Source organism: Candidatus Binatia bacterium (genome assembly GCA_036382395.1).
In the GTDB taxonomy this organism is placed as follows: domain Bacteria; phylum Desulfobacterota; class Binatia; order HRBIN30; family HRBIN30; genus JAGDMS01.
The window spans coordinates 1-5407 of sequence record DASVHW010000297.1 but is presented as its reverse complement, the minus strand read 5'-3'; the positions used below and the strand labels follow the sequence as shown (position 1 = coordinate 5407).

Annotated in this window: 2 protein-coding genes; one reads left to right on the top strand and one right to left on the bottom strand. The window is 60.3% G+C overall.

The window, feature by feature from the left end:
* Nucleotides 1-295: 295 nt before the first annotated feature.
* Nucleotides 296-1483: a hypothetical protein gene (locus tag VF515_14025; protein ID HEX7408753.1), complete on the bottom strand. Its 1188-nt coding sequence runs from the start codon at nucleotides 1481-1483 to the stop codon at nucleotides 296-298.
* Nucleotides 1484-1977: 494 nt separating this feature from the next.
* Here VF515_14025 and VF515_14020 point away from each other — a divergent pair, with 494 nt between their 5' ends.
* Nucleotides 1978-5169, top strand: a complete 3192-nt coding sequence (locus VF515_14020; GenBank protein ID HEX7408752.1) for a carboxypeptidase regulatory-like domain-containing protein — start codon at nucleotides 1978-1980, stop codon at nucleotides 5167-5169.
* Nucleotides 5170-5407 lie beyond the last annotated feature (238 nt).

The window sequence follows — 5407 nt, the reverse complement described above, 5'->3', positions numbered from 1 at the left end:
AATACAACGCGAAGGCAACGATCCAGCCGGCGGCAGCGCCGGAAAGGTTCACTCCACCCACGACCCTGCCGATCACCGCAAACAGCAGTGTGACCAGCAGCGCAGAGAGCAGTCGCGGCATAGGACGATTCAGAGCTACCCACATCCGCCAAACCCGCGCAGATGTGGGGCGCCATCAAGGAGTGCAGCGCATCCTACCAAACAGGCCCTGGCGGGCCCAAGTTTCCGGGTGGCGAAGAAGAAATCGGTAGAAGGAAGAAATTGGCCTGGCACGAGGCGTACGGCTTGCGCCAGTTTATTGAGAGTTCATAACGACGAACACGGGCCGTGGCGAGGCCGAGTTGAGGGTGCTGATCACGGTGTCGTCCAAAGTCCGGATATCGTTGATGTTGTTCGAGTCCCGATTTGCCACTACCACCTTGGTCGATTCGGCAGTCACGGCCAGCGAGATCGGCGTGCTCCCCACCGTCAACGTCTTGCGGATTGCGAAGGAGAGCGCATCCACGACGCTGACGGTATTTCCGCTGCATCCGGTCAGCAGGATGGGATCGGCGCAGCCGCCGTTAGCAACGTAAAAGCGCGAGCCGTCGGGTAGCGCGCCGACCGACGTCGGACCCGCGCCCACGGTCACCGTCGCCAGCAGCACCGGCACCTGCGGATCGGCGTTCAGCACGCTGACCGTATTCGACCCGGTGTTGGCGACGTAAAGGCGGCGGTTGTGGCTGTCGAAGGCCATCATGCTGGGCGAAGCGCCCACGACAACAGTCCCCACGACCACCTTGTTGGCGACGTCAATCACGGTGATGTTTCCGCTTCCCTGGTTGAGCACGTACATGGTGCTGCTGTCGCTCTTGGCGGTTACCCAAACCGGCGACGCGCCCGTAGGCAACGTCGTATCGAGGTTCGATGTGCTGGTCGAAATGATGGATACCGTGCCGCTGCCCTTATTGGCGACATATGCCCAATTGCCGTCCGGTGTCTCCGCGATCGCAACCGGGTTAATTCCGACTGGAAGCTCTTTGACGAGCACGCCGAGCCCTGCGTCAATCACGCCGACATTGTTGGTGCCTGACTCGGCAACATAAACGAATCCGAACCCGACCGAGGAAAGGAATACCGGTCGCGCTCCGGCAGGAAGGCCGATGGTCGAGACCGCACTGCCAAGTGTCGAGGCGGCGTAATAGGAAACCGAATCGGCGGCGCGGTTGGCTACGTACACGCGGCTGACGCTGCCAAACCAGAAGGCGGCGTGTACGGGATCGTTGCCCACCTGGAAATTACCGATGTTGGTGTCGCCGGTGGCATCCACCTGCGTGGTGGAGCCGGGGCCGCCGTTGTTGTTGTTCACCACGGTGGCGACGCGGACCGTCTGCGGATCGCCGCCGGGTAGAACCGTCGGGGTGGCGATGGGGCGGTAAGTGTCGCCGCAGGCGGCCAGGACGATGCAAAGGACGACAAGCGCGATCGCCGCGGCGTCACGCACATACGGCTTGGCTGCTGAATTCACTGAAATAGAAGTTCGCATGAGGAAAAGAACATTGTATCAAGTGCCGAGTGGTTAGTGCTTAGTGGCGAGTGCCAAGTGCCGACCTCCCAGCTCCGATTACCCCAAACCTCCGTCTTCGAAGAAAGTTGTCTCAGGAATGAAAATTTCATCGTCAAACGACACTTGGGCAGCGGGGTGCCGTCATCGTGGTTAAAACGACCATCGTCCAGAACGCAGGCCCGGTGCGTCTCTTGGCGAGGGTGGATATGAGAACCTTTACTGGTGGCGCATTTCGGCGCACGGCTTCTTCACAATTTCATATCTCGCTTCCCGATATTCGTAGAATCCCGTAAGTCGTAAATTCGTAAGTCTTTGTAGCCGCGAGACTTCAAGGATGGTCTTCGAAGTGCACATCCTCATGGCAGTGGGGTAGTAGCGCCTAATTTCACAGGCGGTCTTTTCAACGCTGCTCAATTAAACGGAGGATGGAAATGCGCGTTGTATTTTGCGCCAAGTTGTTTTTCCTGCTTCTCGTGCTGACTTTCGCAACATCCGCACTGTTGGCACAATCGACCACCGCGACTCTGCAAGGCACGGTTGTAGACCAAACTGGCGCTGTGGTTCCGAACGCTAATTTAAAGGTCATTAACCTGGCTACCAACCTGACGCGTACCACCAAGACCGACTCGACGGGCAACTACCTGGTACCGGCGCTGCCGATCGGGAGCTACAACGTCGAGGTGCAGGCGAGCGGACTGGGCAAGCAAGTCGTCACCGGCCTGGTGCTCGAGGTCGGCCGCACCGTGGCGCGGAATTTCACTCTAAGACCAGCCACCGTGGAGGAAACGGTCTCCATCACCGGCGAAGCACCGGTCGTGGAAAGCACAACCATGACCGTCGGGCAGGTGGTGAACGGCGAGGCCGTGCAGAAGATTCCCTTGAACGGGCGGCACGTGCTGGAACTGACCGGACTGGTTCCGGGAACGGTTGTGCCCCCGGCCAACGGCTTTCTGACCAGCCCGATCCGCGGCCAGGGAGCGCTCGGCGTGAACACCGCCGGAACCCGCGAGGGGACCACGAATTTCATGGTCAACGGGGTCAACCTGGTTGATATGGGCAACGGCCAGATTACCTTCCAGCCGTCGATCAACACAGTTTCCGAATTCAAGATGGACAACTCGACGCCCAGCGCCGAGTACGGCCGCAATGCGGGCGGCATCATCAACGTCGGCACGCGCTCGGGGAGCAACGCGTATCACGGCGAAGTGTTCGACTTCTTCCGCAACGAAGCGCTGGATGCCCGCAACTTCTTTAACAAGTCGACAAGCACCTCCGGCGCGGCGTTGCCGCAGGCCAAGTTCAGGCGCAACGATTTCGGCGCCGCTTTCGGCGGGCCCATCTGGAAGGACCACACCTTCTTCTTCGTGAGCTTTGAAGGACTGCGCCAGCGCCAGGGCGTCAGCGTCTCCACCACCGTGCCCACACAGGCGCAGCGGGACCAGATCACCGCGGGCGGCGACCCGACCATGTTGAAGCTGTTGGAGCTGATCCCAAAGGCCAACAACGGGGCTTTATTCAGCTTAGGCATTTCCGCCCCCGTCAACCTGGACCAGTGGACGGGCGACTTCCGCCACATCTTCAGCCAGAACGACACCCTGCATGGCTTCTACAACTTCCAGAACGATCTTCGCCAGGAGCCGACCCTGCAAGGCGGGACGATTCCGGGCGCCGGTGATACGCGCGCGGCGCACCGCCAACTCCTCACGCTGAACGAAACGCATGTGTTCAGTCCCACCCTGGTGAATGACTTCCGCGCGGGCATTAACCGCATAAACATCACGTTTGTCGCCGACAATAAACTCGACCCGTCCGCGATCGGCATCGTGGATGGAAAGAGCGGTCCGGTAGGGATTCCGCAGATTTCCGTTGGCGGTACGAACCTGCGCTTCGGAGGTATTTCCGGCTTCCCGCAAGGACGCGGCGACTACACGGCAGTCCTGTCCGACACGGTCAGCTACCTGCGCGGGCGCCACAGCTTCCGTTTCGGCGGCGAACTACGGCGGTACAACGGCAACAGCTTCACCAATGACGCGGGCACGCTCGGCTTCAAGGACATGGCTGGGTTTATCGCCGGCACGCCCAACTCGATGACCATCAATTCCAGCAGCCGCCCGGCGCGCGTTTTTGAGAACGCATTGGGTTTCTTTGTGCAGGACAGCTACAAGGTCAGGCCGTTTCTGACGCTGGAAATGGGCCTGCGCTGGGATTGGAACATGTCGCCCACCGAGGCGATGAACCGCAGTTCGCTGTTTATTCCCGAAAAGGATTGGCTGGTACAGGTGGGGACCAACGGCAGGAACAACATCTACAACCAGAACAGCCATTTGATCCAGCCGCGCGTCGGCTTTGCCTGGGACATGCTCCACGACGGCAAGACCATCCTGCGGGGCGGCTACGGCATCATGTACGACCAGCCCAACCCGATCACCTTCGCGGGTAATTTCCCCTACAACGTCTCTTACTCAATGACGACCACGACGACGTTCTCGGGTTTGCTCGCCGCTGCGAAGGGGAGCGGCTTCACGGTGGGAACCGTCGATCCGAATTTCAAGGACGACTATATTCAGTCGTGGAACCTGAACCTGCAACGCGAAGTCACGCCGACCCTGGCTTTGATGGTCGGCTATATCGGCAACCAGGGCACACACCTGAATACGGCGATTAACATCAACCAAAGAACGCAGACGGGGCCAAACGTGTACACGCGTCCGTTTGCGTCGTTGGCGGCCACCAGCCCCATTCTTCCGAATCCGGCCGATCCCGCGGCGCCGCCCAATGTCCTGGGCAACATCACGGCAACCGAAAGCATTGGCACCTCGAATTACAACGCGTTATGGATCACCGTAAACAAGCGCGTGGGGCATGGTCTGCAGTTCAGCTCCAATTACACATGGTCCCATGCCTTAGACGAGGTCTCGCGGAACGGTCTGGCCGTTTCCGACTCGACCCGCCCGTTCCTGGACTACGGCTCGTCGGATTACGATGCCCGGCACCATTTGACCTTCAGCACCGTCTACCAGCTTCCCTTCCACGGCAATCGCCTCAAGGACGGCTGGCAGTTGAGCGGCGTCTTGATCCTGCAAAGCGGCAATCCGCTTACCGTCGTCGCGGGCAATCCCGGCAAAGGCGGCCAGTCAATGGCGAACTTCACCGGTGCAGCCGGTGTTCGTCCGGACCTGACCGGGACTATGCCGTCGGTCGGAGCCACCCTCATCACCAGCGGAAGCAACGCCGGCAACGTCCAGTGGTTCTCCTCTGGCTCCGTCTGCGATCTAACTACCGGAACGGGTTGCACCGGTGGCGCGGCGTTCACCCTTCCGGTCGCCCTTGTGGGCGCCAATGACCTGTTCCACTTCGGCAACCTGGGCCGGAATACGCTGATCGGACCCAGCTTCAAGAACGTCGACTTTTCGATCATCAAGACGACGAAGATCACCGAGCGGATCAGCCATGAGATCCGCATCGAAGCCTTCGACCTGACCAATCACCCGAACCTCGGTAACCCTGGGCTGACCGCGCAGGTCGGCAGCACGAGCTTCGGCGTGATCAGCTCCACGCGCGGAGCGACCGGCGACGCGGGCTCCTCGCGGCAGATCCAGTTCGCGATGAAGCTGATTTTCTAGGCCAACGGCGTACGCCGTACGGCATACGCGAAACTCAAGGCCATCCGCATGCGGATGGCCTTTTTCTTTAGCCGCAGGACGCGTGCCATGCGCGGCGTCACCAGGAACTTGTCGGCATAATCCGCCAGAAGATGAGGCTGACGGCTTCGCGGAGGGCCTCTTCGGCGCGGTCGCTACGAGTCTTGGGAATCGAATCGGGACGCGGCGAAGCGTAAGCGACCACGCCTTTACGGGCGAG